Origin of the sequence: Geomonas limicola (genome assembly GCF_014193675.1) — a bacterium.
Classification (GTDB): Bacteria; Desulfobacterota; Desulfuromonadia; order Geobacterales; family Geobacteraceae; genus Geomonas; species Geomonas limicola.
The window spans coordinates 117,125-133,250 of the sequence record NZ_BLXZ01000001.1; the positions used below are offsets into that span (position 1 = coordinate 117,125).

Sequence of the window (16,126 nt, forward strand, 5' to 3'; positions counted from 1 at the left end):
CCCCCAGCAGGCGGCACGTCGACAAGGTTCCTGCGCTCCGGCCGTCCGAACTGCGGAGGCCCGCGACAGCTGAGGAGCCGGCGCGCGTCATCTCGCCCGATAGGCTGGGTGGCAGTTTCGCAGGCTCGGGAGGTGCAAGAGCAGAATAATCACTGGTGACCATAGACTTTCCTTGCCATTTTCAGCAGCTGCGCGCTCACCTTCAGCCGGCAACGCTGCGTTTCGTTGAGATTGACCTCGAAGGCGATCTTGCCGTTCTCCTGGTAAAGCGCCAGCATCCCGCCGCGCCTGCAGAAGTCTTCGCGGTCGGAAATGGTCAGGATGGGAAGATCGCCAAGGGCACTAAGGATGCCGTCGAATCTGCCGAGTTCGGAGCGGGAGACGAAGAGGATCTGGCACTGCGCGGCTTCCTCGGGGGAGCTGACCTGGCGGAACACGATGGGGTGGCCCTGGACCAACCTTCCGGTCAGCCCGCTGAGGCTGCGATCCAGCGGGGTGCGCCCCAGGGTGGCAATGCAAAACTCCGAGCGGTGCAGGGAGCCGGGAGGCCACTCGAGGTACTTGGTGAAGTTGTAGATAAAGGCCGCCTTCAGGCTGTACTCGCCCGAAGAGGTCTCGGCACCGCCTCCGGAAGGAAGGGAAACAAGCAACAGGGTAACGATGCAGGTTACCCAAAAGAGCACCGACCGGGTCGCCATTGATCCTGCGGACGCTATGTAAGATTTCCTGGTTGCCAACATCACCTTCCGGGCGTGGTGCGTCATACCTGTCGGTTCGTCTCTGCAGGGGAGGATAAAAGAGGCGCGAGGCACCATGTGGGATCTCGCAGGCTCATTCCAGCTCATCGACAGATAGCGGGGTTTTATGAAGCTCTCTCCAAAGCTGTCCGCCGGGAGAGCGGCGCTGTCGGAGGTCGTCTCGTGCGGATTCGGATGATACTCAAAAAACGGAGGCAAGTGGGCTTCGATATACCTGAGAAGGGGGAGGCGAATCCACTACACCATCAGGCGAACCGGCAGGCTCCCGCCCCCCCCAGCGGCATTGGAAGGGAGCCGTTCAGAGACGACCGTAGATCCTGCGTGCCAGTTTGAGGAGCTGCGAACTGGCCTTGAGACGGGCGCGCTGGGTCTCGCGCAGGTTGACGTCAAAAACGATCCTGCCGCTATCCTGGTCAAGGCAAAGCATCCCGCCACGCCGGCAAAAATCCTCCCGGTCCGCGACAGTGAGCACCGGCTGGTCCCTGAGCAGGTCGAGAATGCCGTCTACCCTGGCAAGTTCGGAACGCGAGAGGAAGACCACCTGGCACTGCGCTGCCTCCTCTGGGGAATTCAACCGGCGAAACAAGATGTTGCGTCCCTGTACGCTGCGCCCGGCCAGGGAGGACAGGGGCTGGTCAAGCGGCGAACGCCCGAGCGTTCCGATGCAGAATTCGCTCTTTCCCTTGAAGGCGCTTTCCGGCCACTCGACGAACTTGGAGAAGTTGTAGATGAAGGCGGCCTTCAGGGCGAACTCACCCGAGGCGGTTTCACTCCCCCCGTCATGCGGTAGCCCCACCAACAAAAGCAGCAGCGCCAGAGAGAAAGCGCGTTGGCAGTGCCGGGAGCTGCAAAGGGCACCCCAGATGCGCAGGGTTCCTAGAAGTCCCACGTCACCTTACCGTACAGGCTCCTCGCCATCTCGTGCCTGGCCAGGGTCTGGTCGGTCACCGTTTCCAGGTGGCGGCGCTCCAGCAGGTTCTGCCCCACCAGTGCCAGTTCCCAGCCGGGGGCGGGGCGCCAGGCAAGGCGTGCGTCAAGGGTCAGGTAGGCGGGGATCCGCACGTTCTCCTGCTGCAGCTGGTAATAGTTCCCCCCGACGTAACGCCCCCAAAGATCCAGGTCCACCCACTTCCCGAGGCTCATCAAGGAGCGCAAGGTGGCCTGGTGCTCCGGGGAGGCTTTGCTCCCTGGGTTCCCCTGGGGCGCTTCCCCGAAAACCCGCAGCAACGCGTAGCCCCCCTTGAGCTTCCACCAATCCTGGGGCTGCCACTGCAGCGAGACTTCCCCGCCGGTACTGTCGATGCTACCGAGGTTCACGAAGTTGTCGGGAAGCAGTTGCTGGTTTCCCGAGGTGACCACGGCGCCAAACCTGTTGCCGACGATGTTGTGGTAGCGGTTGAAAAAGGTGGAGAGATCGAGTGAAACGGCGTGATTGAGGTCGCTTCGGAATCCGGCCTCGTAGGAGATGACGGTTTCCGAGACGAGCCCGCGGTTGCCGGTGAGTACCAGCAAGGTGGGGACGCCGGCCGGCGGGGTCGGCGGGATCAGGCCGACGCCGATCCGGATATCGTTTTCGCCGCGGGTCGGGGTACGCACCGAACGCGTTACCGACGCCCATAAGCTCATCCCCTTGCGCGGGGTCCAGGATAGTTTGGCCGAGGGTGCGAACTCCCACCCGGTGAACTCGTTGTGCTCGACCTTGCTTCCCAGCATAAGCCGCAGGGTCTCGGGGAGCAGGCTGATCTCGTCCTGGACAAAGAGGTTCACGTGCGAGAGTCCGCGGCTGTCAGGAACGAGGTAAAAAAAAGGGCTGCCGGGCGAGCTATCCTGCAGGTACCGGTAGCCTACCCCCCAGGTCAGTTCGTGGCGTCCCCCGAGGTTCACGTTGTGCTGCAGGTCGAGGTCGACCGTGTTGCGGGTCTCCTGAACCAGGGGGATGTCGCGTTGGGTGCGGTCGTAGTAAAGCTGCAGCGACCACTTCGAGGTGGGCGCCTGGAGCCAGTCGAGCCGGCCGATCAGGTTCGCGCCAAAAACGCTGGCGGCATAGGTAGGGTTACTGAAATAAGGGGACGCATAGGCAGGGATCACGTAACTGTGATCGGAGTTCCCGCCGTAGACATCGCCTTGAAAGGTGAAATCAAGACCGTCGCGCAGGGCGCTGTCGACCCTGAAGCCCCCCCTGGTGATCTCGAGAGTGTCCGGACTTGGCAGGTTGATCGCATCGGTACTGCCCCGGTCGACGTGCTTCAGGTAGAGCCGGTAGCTCGACTGTTCACCGAGCTCGGCTCCGTAGCGGACCCCCAGCGTCCCGCGCTCACGGCTTCCCACCAGCCCCAAAACCAGCCCGCCCTGGGTGTCGCGCGCGCTCTTGGTGATGATGTTGATCACCCCGTTCACGGCATTGGCACCCCACATGGTGCTGCCCGGCCCGCGGATCACCTCGATACGCTCGATGTTCTCCAGCAGGGTGTCCTGCACGTCCCAAAAGACGCCGCCGTAGAGCGGGGTATAGACGGTACGCCCATCGATCATCACCAGGAGCTTGTTGGCGAAGATGCCGTTGAAGCCGCGCACCGAAACCGCCCAGTCGTTGCCGTCCATGCTGGCAACCTGGACTCCCGGGACCATGCGCAACAGATCCGGAATGGTGGTGGCGCCCGAGTGCCGGATATCTTCCTGGGTAATCACGAAGACCGCCGAGGCTACCTCGGAGAGCGCCTGGGTCTTGCGGGAGGCGGAGACCACGGGGACGTCCAGCAGGCGTTCCAGGGGCAGATCCAGGACATCGGGCCCTTCAGCTGCCTGCAACGGAGCGGGTCCGAGGGAAACCGTCAATGCCAGGGACACTAAGACGATGGCGACCATTTGCAGCACGGCCACCCCCGGTTTTCTACTCTGAATGCTCATAGTACGCATGTTCGCTACTCTGCCCCCTTCTCATTCACCGTGACAAAGACAGTCGGCATTGCATTGAAGATACCGATACCCGTGGACCAAGCCATCGCAAATTACCACAGGATGCGCAGTGAGAAAACGTTTTTGTGAGACTTTGCCTACATACATAGCGGCAGGCACTGATGAGATGGCAAAAAAAAAGCCCTGAAGGAGCCAGGGCTTGGCTGAGCCAATCTGGATCAGTGGGCAGCTCCTGCGGGGCCCTTGCCGCGTACCCTTTTCAGGAAAAAAACGCCAATGATGCATAAAAAGCAGAGAAAGGAGAGCAGCCGGAAGTTTTCCACGTAGGCAAGCAGGGTCGCCTGGCGCTGCAGCTGGTTCTGCAACGCCCCCTGCGCCATGCGCGCCGCATCGGCCTGATCGAAATGCCCCTGCAGCATCCGTTGCAGCGCTTGGGTACTCCCGCTGAACAGGAAGTGTCCTGAGGTGAGCCGCTGGGTCAACTCGGACTGGTGCACCTGTGCTGCCCGGGAAAGCATCGTGGTCACCATCGAGATTCCCACGCTCCCGCCGACGTTGCGCATCAGGTTGAAGATGCCGCTGGCATTGCCCATCTCCTCCCGCGGCAGGGTCCCCAGCGTGACCGTGGAGAGCGGCACGAAGAGCATGCTGAGCCCGACGCCGGTCAGGATGCTGGGCCAGATGATGCTCCAGACCGAGATCTCCAGGTTGATACCGGCGAACTGCCAGAGCGAGAAGCCGACCAGGAGGAACCCCGTGCCGATGAGTTTCCGATTGTCCACCCTCCCGGTGAGAAAACCGACCAGCGGCATGGTGAGAAAGGCCCCCAGGCCGCGCGGGCTCACCGCGATACCGCTTTGCAGCGCCGGATACCCCATGAGGGTCTGCAGAAACAACGGCAACATGGTGATCGCGCTGTAAAGGGCCGTGCCAACCATGAAGATGATCACCGTTCCCACGGCAAAGTTGCGGTCCGAAAACACCCGCAGGTTCACGATGGGCTCGGGAATCTTCAGCTGCCGGTAGATGAAGGCGGCAAGCGCGACGCCGGAGAGAGCCGCAAACCAGCTGAGCCACGGGGCGGCGAACCAGTCCACCTCCTGGCCGCGGTCCAGGATGATCTGCAGGGTTCCCAGGGAGAGCGCCATCAGGCCGAAGCCGATCACGTCGATTTTGCCAGGGCGGGCCGCCCGCAGGTAGGGAGGGTCCTCGACAAAGAGGTTGGTCATGAAGACGGCCAGGACGCCAACCGGGATGTTGATATAAAAGGCCCAGCGCCAGGAGTAGTGGTCGGTGAACCACCCCCCGAGGGTGGGGCCCAGGATGGGGGAGACCACCACACCGATGGCAAAGGCGGCCATGGCCATGCCGCGTTTCTCGGGGGGAAAGCTCTCCATGATGATGGCCTGGGATAGCGGCTGGAGTGCGCCGCCCCCCGCCCCCTGGATGATGCGCGCCAGGATCAGCATGGCCAGGCTTCCGGAAATGCCGCAGATGAACGAGGAGATGGTGAAGAGGATGATGCAGGTGATGAGGAAGCGCTTGCGGCCGAAGTAACGGGCAAACCAGCCGCTGGCGGGGAGCACGATGGCATTGGAGACCAGGTAGCTGGTGAGTACCCAGGTGGCCTCGTCGGTGGTCGCCGAGAGACTCCCGGCGATGTGCGGCAGGGCGACCGAGACAATGGTGGTGTCGAGCACCTCCATGAAAGTGGCGAGCATTACCGCGGCAGTGATCACCCAGGGGTTACTCTTGGGCTGCCATTGGGAGGTATCCTCGCGCGGCAGCGACCGGCGGTCCGGATCGCTCATTGGACCCGCACCTTGGGAACCACCGACATCCCCGGCCGCAGCAGGTGTTCGGGGTCCTGCCCCCTGTTGAACCGGATGCGCACCGGGATGCGCTGCACAACCTTCACGTAGTTTCCGGTGGCGTTTTCCGGGGGAAACAGGCTGAAGCGGGCACCGCTCGCTGCCCCGATGGTCTCGACGTAACCGTCGTAGCTGCGGTCGTAGGCGTCCACCGAGATCCTCACACGCTGGCCGGGCCTGATCTGGCGCAGCTGGTCCTCCTTGAAGTTGGCGGTGACCCAGATGTCCTGCACCGGAACCAGGAAGAGGAGGTTCTGCCCCGGCATCACGTTTTGCCCGGGCTCCACGGATTTGCGTCCGGTGATGCCGTCAACCGGCGCTGCAACCTTGGTGTACTGCAGGTTCAACTCGGCCTGCCTCAGCGCGGTACGCGCCCGCTCGAGGGCGGCCTCGGCAGACGCCGACCGGCTCCGCGCCACCCGTACCTGCTGGGGGGCGGTCTGTGCGGTCCTCAGTTCCGCCTCCGCCTGGGCCAGTTGCCCGCGCGCCTGGGTCACCTGTTGGGCGGCGGCGCGCATGGTGGCGTCGGCCGCAGCTACGCTCGCCGCTGCCGACGCCGCCGCGGCGCGAGCCTGGTCGTACTGCTGCTGCGAGATGATGTCCCTGGCAGCCAGCGGGGCGTAGCGGCGCAGGTCGCTCTGGTACTTCTGGTTCTGGGCACGGGCCTCGTCGACCCGGGCGCGCGCCGCCGCATGCTGCCTGCCGGCGGCGACGATTCCGGCCCGGGCATTGGCGACCCGGGCCCGGGCGGTGGCAACCTGGTTCGAGGTGTCCACCGAGGTGATGGGTACCCCGATCCGGGCTCCTTCCGCAGCGGCGGTCGCCTCGGCGAGTTCGGCACGGGCACGCGCCAAGGCGACCTGGTAATCGGTGGGATCGATTTCCACCAGTACGCTCCCGGCACGCACGAACTGGTTGTCCTCGAAACGTACCTTGATCACCTGCCCCGTCACCCGGGCACTCACCTGGTTTACGTGTCCGTCGATCTGCGCGTCGTCGGTGCTCTCCCAGAGCGAGGAGTACCACCAGAACAATAGGGCGACGGCGAGAACGGTGAGGCCAAGGGCAACCTGGACCTTGCGCGAACCGAAGGTCCTTTTCAGACGGCTCTTCGAACCGTCCCACTTCCCTTTCTTCGGCTGTTCTTCCTCGTGCCTGGAGGCTTCCTCCCCCTCCCCTGCATCCTTCTCCAGGCGCGGTTCCTTGCGACGCTCACCGGGTAGCGGGCGCGGCTCGTCGGCCCCGATTCCGGCCCGTTCGGGCGACGCTTGAGCGGCGTCTTTGCGCGGTTCCTCGTCCATCATCACCTCCCTGGGGAATGGCCGGCAAATGAGGCAATCCCGATGGCACGGGCCAGCATGAGCTTGGCCAGGTTGAGCCGGTACTGGCTGTCCACCACCCCTTCCTGCGCCGCGGCAACTGACTGCTGGGCCTGCACCACTTCGAGGTTGTCGTTGAGCCCCGCCCGGAAACGCTCCTCCGCCTGCCAGAGGTTGGTCTCGGCCAACTCCACGGTCTGGCGCGCCACCGATACTTCGAGTCGCGCGGCACCCAGGTCGAGCAGCGCGCTTCTGATTTCGTACTCGATGCGTCCCCGCAGATCGGCAAGTTCTGCCTCACGCTGCCGCACCTGGGCCTCGGCCCGCACCACGTCGCCGTGGATGCGCCCCCCCTCGAAGATGGGAATGCTGAGGCTCCCGGTGATCTGGTAGGTGGCTTCGAGCTGGGAGAGGGTCCTGCCGATCTCCCCGTAGTCGGCATTGAGCACGAGGCTCGGCATCCGCTGGGTCCGGGCCGCACGCACCCCGGCATGAGCCGATTCCAGCTCCGAGCGGGCAGCGCGGTAATCCGCCCGGGCCGCCAGAGCCTGCTCCAGATGCTGCCCCAGGGTACCGGTGGTCATGGGCAGAAACGGTTCCCGGTCGACCAGCGCCACCTCTTGCGCCAGCGGGAGCCCGATCAGCCGCAAAAGGCTCAGTTTCTGTTTGGCGAACTCGTTTTCCACCACGATGAGCTGCTGGCTTCGGGTCAGCCACTCGACCCGGGCCCGTACCTCGTCGATGCCGGGGGTGACCCCGGCGCGGTGCATCTCAACGGCGTGCTCGAGCATGGTCTGTGCGGTAGCGAGTTGGGCCCGCACCGTCTCGATGCGCGCCTGTCCTGCCAACGCCTGCAGATAACCGGCACCCACCGTGAGCACCACCAGGTCTTTGGCGTCCTGTTCTGAGAACTCAGCGGCACTCACCCGATGGGCGGCGGCCCGTTCCCGCTCGATCGCCGAGAGGTCGAAGATCCGCTGGCTCAACGAGACCCGGGCATCGTAATAATTGAACGGTCCGACGACGGTAGGGGCTCCGGGGAGGGTGATCCCGGTGCTGGCCAGGCTTTCCTTGAGGTGGTGCGCCGAGGCGCTGCCGGAGAGGTTGGGGAGCAGTTGCGCGAGGGCGACCCAGCGCTCTCCCCGCGCCGAGGTTACCACCTCCCTGTTGAGCAACAGCCCCAGGTTGTTGGCGAGGCCAAGCTCTACGGCCCGTCCCAGCGAAAGCGGAAGTACGTCGCTAACCGGCGTGGCACCGGGCACGCTTCCCTGGAAGGCACTGCTCGGTACGAGGTTGGTGGTTGACGGGCTGGCGGGTTCCTGGGCTGAGAGCGCGGGGGGCTGAGCCAGCAGCCAGAGGAGCAGGCCCGCTCCCCCCACAAGCTTGGCGCCCGCTGCGGCTGTCATTTGCGCTCCTTTCCTGCCACCACCTGTGCGTGGTTCAGCGCAGCCACCAGGGAAACCCCGCCCACGATGTTGCCCAAGAGCGTGGGAAGCAGGAACGTAAGCAGAAAATCCGCAAAACCCAGCAGGCCATTCACCACCAGGTACAGGGTTTCCACGGAACCGGCGATGACATGGCTGAACCCGCCAAGGGCAACGACGTAGGTGATGATGACGATGATGCCGACCTTGGAGCCTTCCGCCGAGGGCAGCAGCCAGACCATGAGTGCGATGAGCCATCCCGAGAAGATCGCCATCAGGAAGTGTGTCAGCGGGGTGGGAACCATGGCCTCCCGGCCGATGTCCTGAAAGGCCTGCAGTACCTCGGATTTGAAGAGCGGAGCACGCAGCCCAAGCGTGAAACAGTACGCCCCCACCAGGTTTGCCGTGAGTACGATACTCCACAGGCGCAGGACATTTACCAGGGTGCCCAGGTTGCGCCGGTACAAAAGCGGCAGCACCACCGTCAGGGTGTTCTCGGTGAAGAGCTGCTGCCGCCCCAGGATGACGATGAGAAAGCCGAGAGAGTAACCGAGCTTGGCAAGGAGCGGGCGCCAGCCTGCGTCGGGGAGGTGGGCGCGCAGCAGCCCCTCGCCCAGGAGAGAGAACCCCATGGAGAGCCCGGAGGCCAACGCGGACCAGGCAAGCGCGGCGTTGGGTCGCTCGAGTTCCGCCTCTCCCTCCAGGCGGATCACTTCGTGAACGACCACGGCGCCGATCGCTTCCTTGTCCTCGATCTTCTTGCGATCCTTCGGAGAGATTTCCAGATCGAATTCGCCACCGTCCATAGCCCCTCCCGGATGGGACACCAGGTTAGTTGCGGACCTGCCCGGGTATCGTCAGCCCTGTCCCGGCCTTCCCGCTCCCGTCGATCCGCCAGACGAAAAGGCCCCGCCACTGGTATCCAGCGGGCGGGGCCATGGCGGAGGGTATCTCGCATCAGCCTCCGACGATGGTGCCGCCGTTGGGATGCAGGATCTGTCCGGTCATGAACGAGGCACCTTCCGAAGCGAGGAAGACGTAGCTGTGGGCGATCTCTACCGGCTGGCCGGCACGCTGCAAGAGGACCTCCTTGCCGAACTCCTCGGTCTTCTCCTCGGGAAAGGTCGCAGGGATGAGCGGGGTCCAGACCGGCCCGGGTGCCACGGCGTTCACCAGGATGCCGCGCCTGGCGAGGGAGAGCGCCAGGGACCGGGTGAAGGCGACAATGGCCCCCTTGGTCGCGGAATAATCCACCAGCATCGGGTTCCCCTTGAAGGCGGTCACCGAGGTGGTGTTGATGATCCTCCCCCCCTCCCCCATCTGCTCCAGCGCAGCCTTGGCCAGGTAGAAATAGGCGAAGATGTTGGTGCGGAAGGTGCGTTCCAGCTGCTCGGCCGTGATCTGGTCGAACTCGCCGTAGTGCTGCTCGGCCGCGTTGTTGACCAGGATGTCCAGGCCCCGAAACTCCCCCGCGGTGCGCTGCACCACCTGGCGGCAGAACCCCTCGTCGCTTACGTCCCCCTCGAAGTTGAGGACCCGCACCTGCTCCCGCAGCAGGATCTCCCGGGTCTCCCGGGCGTCCTGTTCCTCCTTAAGGTAGACGAAGGCCACATCGGCCCCTTCCCGGGCGAAGGCTATCGCGACCGCGCGTCCGATACCGCTGTCGCCTCCGGTGATAAGGGCGCGCTTCCCCTGCAGTCTCCCGCTCCCCCGGTAGCTTGTTTCGCCACAGTCGGGGCGTGGTCTCATCTCCGTCTGGATACCGGGTTGGGCTTGGCGCTGCCCCGGAAATGCCTTCTCCTTAGCTCCCATGACACCCTCCTTAACTCCGGTTGGCCGACCGTCTTATGAAAAACCATTCACTTGTATCAAGACGGCAGGGGTTGTCAAGATAGCCTGCAGGGGATGCAAAACCAGGTTCTAGGCAGCATTGACTTTTGTTAGCACTCTCTTAGAATTCACGAGTCGCGACTTCAATGAACAACTTCCAGCGCTCAAACACCGGCCGCGGACCCGGGCGCCTAACGGGAAAGGAGCACCAGATGTTGGCCAAGGCACGTATCTCCAAACACCCCATCCACCCCATGATCGTTCCCTTTCCCATAGGCCTTTTGGGTGGGTCACTCATCTGCGACCTGATCGGTCTTTGGACCCGAAACCCGCTCTGGCCTGTCTTCGCGGCCTACCTGATAGCGGGCGGCGTCCTCGCGGCGCTCGCCGCTGCGCTCCCCGGGCTCATCGACCTGGTGGCGATCCATCGCGAACCGGTCAAAAAGCTCGGCATCTACCACATGAGCTGTAACCTGCTGGTGGTCGCGATCTTCCTGGTCGACCTCTGGTGGCGCCTGAGGGTCCCCTTTTCGGCTGGCCAGGTGCTGCTTTCGGCGGGGGGCATCCTGCTCCTCATGATTTCCGGCTGGTTGGGCGGCGAACTGGTCTACGTCCACCGTGCCGCCGTCGACGAGACACCCCGAACCGACTAACCACACCCCCTGCTTCCTTTCCCTGCAGAGCACCTGAACACCCGGTGAAGCGATGCGAGCACACCTTCTCAAACCTCTGGTCAGCTGGGCCGTTTTTTTGGCTTGGTACCTCTGTTTCACCGCGAGCCTGGACCACGCCGAACTGGTAGCCGGGGCGGTTTTTGCCGCAGGGGTGCTGCATCCGATGCATTACCTCAACCGCGACCAGGTTGCGGCGCTTCGCTTCCGGCTCCCCTGGCTCATCCCGCTCGTGAAGATCCCCTGGGCCATGTTCCAGGAATCCTGGCTCCTCTGCCTTGCCCTAGTTGCGCGCCTGGTGCACGGCGAGGCGCAGAGGGCTTTCCACGAATGGCACAGTGTCGGGCCGGCGGACTCAGCGGGCACTGCCCGCCGCGTGCTCCTCACCTTCGGCGTCTGTATCACCCCCAACAGCTACCTGGTGTATCTGGACCCGCAGCGCGGCGTCGCCGTGGTACGGCAACTGGACCGCGGGAGGCGCATCCTTCCGCAACGTCGAGGGGTCCTTCTACGATTTCGCCGCGGAACGATTTCGCGGCACCTCACGGGAGGCGCTCACCGCACCACCCGACGACTGGGGGGGGCGTGCCGCCATCGCCTGGGCGCGCGAGCTCGCAAGCGGCGGGGCTTACAACCCGCAGGCCGAGCGCCTGATCGACGTGGCGCAGGCCCTGGAGGCGGCCTACCGCCAGGCCCAGGATCCCGCCCTGCACGGAAAACTCGCATGAACGAGGGGGGAGCGGGCGAAGTCACCTTGACGCTCCCGCGCAAGGTGCTCATGACTGCCGACACCGTCGGCGGCGTCTGGACCTTCGCCATGGAGCTAGCGCGCGGTTATCTCCCCTACGGGATCGAAGTGCTGCTGGCCACCATGGGGCCGCTCCCCACCCCCGAGCAGCGCCGCGAGGCCGCGAGCCTCCCCAACGTGACACTCTTTGAAAGCGGCTACCAGCTCGAGTGGATGGAGGACCCCTGGGACGACGTACAGCACGCGGGGTCCTGGCTTTTGTCCCTCGAGGACCGGCTGCAACCGGACCTGGTGCACCTGAACGGGTACGCCCACGCCGCCCTCCCCTGGCGTACCCCGCGGCTGGTCACCGCCCACTCCTGCGTACTCTCCTGGTGGACCGACGTGAAGCAGAGCGAGCTCCCGGGACGCTTTCGGCACTACCGGCAGGAGGTCGCCCAGGGTCTGGCCGCGGCGGACCTGGTCACCGCTCCCACCCTCGCGATGCTTCAGGCGCTCGAGTCCCACTACCTGGCGCTCCCCAGGGTGCGGGTGATCCACAACGCGCGCTGCCCTGACCTCTATTTCCCGGTAGCCAAGGAGGCCTACCTCCTTTCGGTGGGCCGCATCTGGGACGAGGCGAAGAACCTCGCCGCGCTGGCCGGGGTGGCTTCCTACCTCCCCTGGCCGGTCTATGTAGCCGGCGACCCGGTGCACCCCGACGGCGGCCGCGTCCAGCTGGAGAACGTGACCCTGCTGGGGAAGCTCTCGCCACGCCAGTTGGCCGGGTGGTTCGAGAGAAGCTCGATCTACGTGCTTCCCGCGCGCTACGAGCCGTTCGGCCTGTCGGTCCTGGAAGCTGCCCTGTGCGGCTGTGCCCTGGTACTCGGAGATATCCAGAGCCTCAGGGAGCTCTGGGACGAGGCCGCCCTCTTCGTCCCCCCGGACGACCTGGGCGCCCTCTCGCAGGCGCTTACGCTTTTGTGCTCTGACCACGACCTGCGCAGTTCCCTGGCCCAGAAGGCACTGCATCGCAGCGCGCGTTTCAGTCCGACCGTGATGGCCGCCCAGTACCTGGAGGCCTACTCGGTAGCAGCGGCACATTTTCACCAGTCTTCCTCCTCTGAAGAGAAAAAGGTAAAGCCATGCATTTTGTAATGTTCTACCACTCGCTGCTCTCGGACTGGAACCACGGCAACGCCCATTTCCTGCGGGGGGTGGCCAGCGAACTCTTGAGCCGGGGACACCAGGTCGAGGTCTACGAGCCCAAGGACAGCTGGAGCTACCAGAACATGATGCGCGACCGCGGCGAACCGGCGTTGCGCCGTTTCAAGGAGGTTTACCCGCAGCTCGAGGGACGGACCTACCAACCCGAGCGACTCGACCTGGACCGGTTGCTTGCCGGCGCCGACCTCGTGTTGGTGCACGAGTGGAACGATCTCGCCCTGGTCCGGCACCTTGGGGAACACCGGAAGAAACATCCGCACTACCGGCTCTTGTTCCACGACACCCACCACCGCAGCGTCACCGACCGGGACTGGAGCGCGAACTGTGACCTCTCCGGCTACGACGGGGTGCTCGCCTATGGCAGGAAGATCAGGAACCTCTACCTGGCCTCCGGGAGGGTGCGCCAGGCCTGGGTCTGGCACGAGGCTGCCGACGTCAGGGTTTTCTATCCCCAGCCTGCGCTGGAGAAAACCGGGGACCTGGTCTGGATCGGCAACTGGGGGGACGAAGAGCGCAGCGAGGAGCTGCGCGAATTCCTGATCGAACCGGTACGCCGCCTGGGGCTCAAGGCGATGGTTTACGGGGTGCGCTACCCCGACCAGGCACTGCGCGAGCTCAAGCAGGCCGGCATCCGCTATGGCGGCTGGCTTCCGAACTTCGAGGTCCCCCGGATCTTCGGCCGTTACCGGGTCACGGTGCACATCCCCCGGCGCCCCTACGCGACGAAGCTCCCGGGGATTCCCACCATTCGCCCCTTCGAGGCCCTGGCCTGCGGTATCCCCCTGGTCTGCTCGCCCTGGGAGGACTGCGAGCACCTCTTCACCCCGGGAAGCGACTACCTGGTTGCGAGCGACGGCGAACAGATGGTGCGGCAGCTCGAAAAGCTGCTCGCCGACCCACAAGGGGCGGCAGCCCTCGCGGAGCACGGGCGCCAGACGGTCGTGACCCGGCACACCTGCGGGCACCGGGTCGACGAACTGCTCGCCATCTGCGACGAGATTGGCGATCAGCAGCCCGGGATCGGTATCCCCGTGAACACGCGGTCCGACCAGTTGGCCGAGCCAGTACGGGACGAGAGGCACGGACCGGTGCAGCACGAAGCCTGATCCCCCGTACCTGCGACGCACGCCACGAACTACCACCACGCGAGCTGCCGCGAACATCACCTACCCAAGGAAAGGAATCAACACGCCATGCCAGCCCGCCTCGAAATCGCCTTCTTCGCCTCAAGCCTGGTCTCCTCGTACTGGAACGGTGCCGCCACCTACTACCGTGGTATGGTGAAGGCCCTCAGCGACCTGGGGCACCGCATCACCTTCTTCGAGCCCGACGCCTACGAGCGCCAGTCGCACCGCGATCTGCCTGACCCCGACTGGGCCCGGGTCGTAGTGTACCGCCCTACCCTGGACGACGTGCACCGCTCGCTGTCGCGCGCCGCGCGGGCCGACCTGGTCATCAAGGCAAGCGGCGTCGGGGTCTTCGACGAGGTACTGGAGCGCGAGGTCCTCTCCCTGAAAGGTCCCGGTACCCGGGTGATCTTCTGGGACGTGGATGCACCGGCCACCCTGGAGCGCGTGCGGTGCAACCCGCAGGACCCCTTCCGTCCCCTGATTCCGAAGTACGACCTGGTGCTCACCTACGGCGGCGGACAACCGGTGGTGGACCGCTACCGTGCCCTGGGGGCCCGGGAGTGCGTCCCCATCTATAACGCCCTGGACCCTGCGACCCACCACCCGGTGGCCGCCCAGCCGCGTTTCAGATCCCAGCTCTCCTTTCTGGGCAACCGGCTGCCGGACCGCGAGGCCCGGGTCGAGGAGTACTTCCTGAAGGCCGCCCGGCTCTTCCCCGGCGGGGATTTCCTGTTGGCCGGCAGCGGCTGGGGGGACAAGCAGTTCCCCCCCAACGTGAGGTACCTGGGGCACCTGGGGACCGCCCAACACAACGCCTTCAACTGCAGCGCCGGGGCCGTGCTCAACATCTGTCGCGATTCCATGGCCGAAAACGGTTTCTCGCCGGCGACCCGGGTCTTCGAGGCGGCCGGCGCCGGGGCCTGCATCGTCACGGATTGCTGGACCGGGATCGAGCAGTTCTTCGCGCCGGGTCGCGAGATCCTGGTCGCCGATTCCGGGGAGGCGGTGGCGCGCCTACTTGGGGAACTCACTCCCGAGCGCTGCGCCGCCATCGGCGTCAATGCCTACCACCGGGTAATGGCCCAGCACACCTACGCCCACCGTGCCCGACAGTTCGAGGAGGTGCTGGGGGTCGGCCACAAAGCGACGCCGACACTGGCCGGGGTGGCTCCATGAAGCTGGTGATCTTCGGGCTGACCATAACCTCCTCGTGGGGCAACGGCCACGCCACCACCTACCGTGGCCTGGTGCGCGAACTGGAGCGGCGCGGCCACCAGGTAACCTTCTTCGAGCGCGAGGCCCCCTGGTACTCAGCGAACCGCGACCTCCCCGAGCCACCCTACTGCCGGACCATCCTCTACAACTCCATCGACGACTGCTTCGCCACCTTCGCCTACGAGATCGCCGGTGCCGACTGGGTGATCATCGGCTCCTATGTCCCGGACGGGATCGAGGCGGCCGAACGGGTCACCGACCTGAAGGATGTGCCGGTCGCCTTCTACGACATCGACACCCCGGTGACCCTCGCCAACCTGGCCTCCGGCACCTGCCAGTACCTCCGCCCGGAATTGATCCCCCGGTTCCAGCTCTACCTCTCCTTTACCGGCGGCCCCACGCTGCGCGAGATCGAGGACCGCTACGGTGCGCTTGCGGCGCGTCCGCTGTATTGCAGCGTCGACCCTGAACTGCACTACCCGGAGCCGAAGATCGCGCAGCGCTGGGACCTGGGCTACTTGGGGACCTACAGTCCGGACCGCCAGCCCCCGCTGGAGCGGCTGTTCTGCGCCCCAGCCCGGGACTGGCCTAAGGGGCGCTTCGTGGTTGCGGGCCCCCAGTACCCGGCGGGGATCGACTGGCCCCTTAACACCCAGCGCATCGAACACTTGGCGCCCCAGGAGCATCGTGGCTTCTACTGCGCGCAGCGCTTCACGCTGAACGTCACCCGCGCCGACATGGTCCGCGCCGGATATTCCCCGAGCGTGCGGCTTTTCGAGGCGGCAGCCTGTGCCGTCCCGGTGATCAGCGACCGCTGGGAAGGGCTGGAAAGTTTTTTCGCTCCCGGTAGCGAAATCCTCGTGGCCGACGGCCCGGCCGACGTCATGCGCTACCTGCGCGAGGTTCCGGAACCCAGGCGCCGCGAACTGGGCGCGAAGGCTCGTGCCCGGGTGCTTACCTCTCATACCGCGGCACACCGTGCGGCCGAACTGGAGGAATACCTGGTGCGGGCCGCCTTCAGCTACTGATCAGGAAGCC

14 protein-coding genes are annotated in these 16,126 nt (G+C 65.0%); 6 read left to right on the forward strand and 8 right to left on the reverse strand.

Features of this window, described 5'->3' with window-relative positions; translation table 11 throughout:
• Positions 1–149: 149 nt before the first annotated feature.
• The 8 genes from H7688_RS00465 to H7688_RS00500 form a co-directional block, all read right to left on the reverse strand.
• On the reverse strand, positions 150–698 hold the full coding sequence (locus H7688_RS00465; RefSeq protein WP_183359050.1) for a YfiR family protein: 549 nt from the start codon (positions 696–698) through the stop codon (positions 150–152).
• A 358-nt stretch (positions 699–1,056) separates the two neighbouring features.
• On the reverse strand, positions 1,057–1,647 hold the full coding sequence (locus tag H7688_RS00470) for a TOL_0243 family YfiR-like periplasmic protein (protein WP_183359051.1): 591 nt from the start codon (positions 1,645–1,647) through the stop codon (positions 1,057–1,059).
• Positions 1,635–3,665, reverse strand: coding sequence for a TonB-dependent receptor plug domain-containing protein (locus H7688_RS00475; RefSeq protein ID WP_183359052.1), 2,031 nt, complete (start codon positions 3,663–3,665; stop codon positions 1,635–1,637). Before H7688_RS00475 ends, H7688_RS00470 begins: the two co-directional genes overlap by 13 nt.
• A gap of 227 nt (positions 3,666–3,892) precedes the next feature.
• On the reverse strand, positions 3,893–5,485 hold the full coding sequence (locus H7688_RS00480; protein ID WP_183359053.1) for a DHA2 family efflux MFS transporter permease subunit: 1,593 nt from the start codon (positions 5,483–5,485) through the stop codon (positions 3,893–3,895).
• Entirely contained in the window at positions 5,482–6,846 is a 1,365-nt protein-coding gene (locus H7688_RS00485; protein WP_183359054.1) for an HlyD family secretion protein, read from the reverse strand. Before H7688_RS00485 ends, H7688_RS00480 begins: the two co-directional genes overlap by 4 nt.
• A 2-nt stretch (positions 6,847–6,848) precedes the next feature.
• Positions 6,849–8,270, reverse strand: coding sequence for a TolC family protein (locus H7688_RS00490; protein WP_183359055.1), 1,422 nt, complete (start codon positions 8,268–8,270; stop codon positions 6,849–6,851).
• Positions 8,267–9,094 (reverse strand): formate/nitrite transporter family protein, encoded by an 828-nt coding sequence (locus H7688_RS00495; RefSeq protein ID WP_183359056.1) that lies wholly within the window; start codon positions 9,092–9,094, stop codon positions 8,267–8,269. Before H7688_RS00495 ends, H7688_RS00490 begins: the two co-directional genes overlap by 4 nt.
• Positions 9,095–9,245: 151 nt before the next feature.
• The gene (locus tag H7688_RS00500) at positions 9,246–10,100 is read right to left on the reverse strand and encodes an SDR family oxidoreductase (RefSeq protein ID WP_183359057.1); all 855 of its coding nucleotides are present in this window, start codon (positions 10,098–10,100) and stop codon (positions 9,246–9,248) included.
• A 230-nt stretch (positions 10,101–10,330) separates the two neighbouring features.
• Here H7688_RS00500 and H7688_RS00505 point away from each other — a divergent pair, with 230 nt between their 5' ends.
• The 6 genes from H7688_RS00505 to H7688_RS00530 all read left to right on the forward strand — a co-directional run bounded on the left by H7688_RS00505 (position 10,331) and on the right by H7688_RS00530 (position 16,116).
• Positions 10,331–10,771, forward strand: coding sequence for a DUF2231 domain-containing protein (locus H7688_RS00505; RefSeq protein WP_183359058.1), 441 nt, complete (start codon positions 10,331–10,333; stop codon positions 10,769–10,771).
• 356 nt (positions 10,772–11,127) lie between these two features.
• Positions 11,128–11,517 (forward strand): hypothetical protein, encoded by a 390-nt coding sequence (locus tag H7688_RS00510; RefSeq protein WP_183359059.1) that lies wholly within the window; start codon positions 11,128–11,130, stop codon positions 11,515–11,517.
• Positions 11,514–12,674: a glycosyltransferase family 4 protein gene (locus tag H7688_RS00515; protein WP_198424442.1), complete on the forward strand. Its 1,161-nt coding sequence runs from the start codon at positions 11,514–11,516 to the stop codon at positions 12,672–12,674. The genes H7688_RS00510 and H7688_RS00515 overlap by 4 nt, the downstream gene beginning before the upstream one ends.
• On the forward strand, positions 12,662–13,849 hold the full coding sequence (locus H7688_RS00520; RefSeq protein ID WP_183359060.1) for a CgeB family protein: 1,188 nt from the start codon (positions 12,662–12,664) through the stop codon (positions 13,847–13,849). Before H7688_RS00515 ends, H7688_RS00520 begins: the two co-directional genes overlap by 13 nt.
• Positions 13,850–13,936: 87 nt before the next feature.
• A complete protein-coding gene (locus H7688_RS00525) occupies positions 13,937–15,049 on the forward strand; it encodes a CgeB family protein (protein ID WP_183359061.1) in 1,113 nt (370 codons plus the stop codon).
• Positions 15,046–16,116 (forward strand): CgeB family protein, encoded by a 1,071-nt coding sequence (locus tag H7688_RS00530; protein ID WP_183359062.1) that lies wholly within the window; start codon positions 15,046–15,048, stop codon positions 16,114–16,116. The genes H7688_RS00525 and H7688_RS00530 overlap by 4 nt, the downstream gene beginning before the upstream one ends.
• Positions 16,117–16,126 lie beyond the last annotated feature (10 nt).

Bases quoted from the DNA above. Each gene is read 5' to 3' on its own strand.
- H7688_RS00480 (WP_183359053.1), bottom strand. From the start codon at position 5,485: ATGAGCGATCCGGACCGCCGGTCGCTGCCGCGCGAGGATACCTCCCAA.
- H7688_RS00505 (WP_183359058.1), top strand. From the start codon at position 10,331: ATGTTGGCCAAGGCACGTATCTCCAAACACCCCATCCACCCCATGATC.
- H7688_RS00485 (WP_183359054.1), bottom strand. From the start codon at position 6,846: ATGGACGAGGAACCGCGCAAAGACGCCGCTCAAGCGTCGCCCGAACGG.
- H7688_RS00520 (WP_183359060.1), top strand. From the start codon at position 12,662: ATGCATTTTGTAATGTTCTACCACTCGCTGCTCTCGGACTGGAACCAC.
- H7688_RS00495 (WP_183359056.1), bottom strand. From the start codon at position 9,094: ATGGACGGTGGCGAATTCGATCTGGAAATCTCTCCGAAGGATCGCAAG.
- H7688_RS00490 (WP_183359055.1), bottom strand. From the start codon at position 8,270: ATGACAGCCGCAGCGGGCGCCAAGCTTGTGGGGGGAGCGGGCCTGCTC.
- H7688_RS00530 (WP_183359062.1), top strand. From the start codon at position 15,046: ATGAAGCTGGTGATCTTCGGGCTGACCATAACCTCCTCGTGGGGCAAC.
- H7688_RS00500 (WP_183359057.1), bottom strand. From the start codon at position 10,100: ATGGGAGCTAAGGAGAAGGCATTTCCGGGGCAGCGCCAAGCCCAACCC.
- H7688_RS00525 (WP_183359061.1), top strand. From the start codon at position 13,937: ATGCCAGCCCGCCTCGAAATCGCCTTCTTCGCCTCAAGCCTGGTCTCC.
- H7688_RS00515 (WP_198424442.1), top strand. From the start codon at position 11,514: ATGAACGAGGGGGGAGCGGGCGAAGTCACCTTGACGCTCCCGCGCAAG.
- H7688_RS00475 (WP_183359052.1), bottom strand. From the start codon at position 3,665: ATGAGCATTCAGAGTAGAAAACCGGGGGTGGCCGTGCTGCAAATGGTC.
- H7688_RS00465 (WP_183359050.1), bottom strand. From the start codon at position 698: ATGGCGACCCGGTCGGTGCTCTTTTGGGTAACCTGCATCGTTACCCTG.